Source organism: Bacillus sp. SIMBA_008, from assembly GCF_046535495.1.
Taxonomy (GTDB): Bacteria; Bacillota; Bacilli; order Bacillales; family Bacillaceae; genus Bacillus; species Bacillus subtilis.
The window spans coordinates 1-277 of record NZ_JAWRWL010000349.1 but is presented as its reverse complement, the minus strand read 5'-3'; the positions used below and the strand labels follow the sequence as shown (position 1 = coordinate 277).

The following is a 277-nucleotide window of genomic DNA, read 5'->3' as shown; positions in this document are numbered from 1 at the left end:
CACGATGCCGAGCGCGTAAATATCTGATTTTTTCGTTGCCAGACCGCCTCTCGCCTGCTCCGGAGACAAATAATGAACCGAGCCCAGCACAGAATTCGTATGTGTGATTGTCGTAGACGTAAGCGCTGTGGCGATGCCGAAATCCGTCACCTTGATATGCCCTAAATGATCTATCAATATATTGTGCGGTTTAATATCCCGGTGCACGATATGGTTTTGATGGGCATGGGCGATGGCCGAGACGATCTGCTCCATAACGGACAGCGCTTCTTTCGGA

General features: G+C 50.2%; 1 protein-coding gene. It reads right to left on the bottom strand.

The features are described from left to right. On the bottom strand, window positions 1–277 hold a 277-nt coding region (locus SB658_RS23540), incomplete at both ends, for a protein kinase domain-containing protein (protein WP_410602710.1).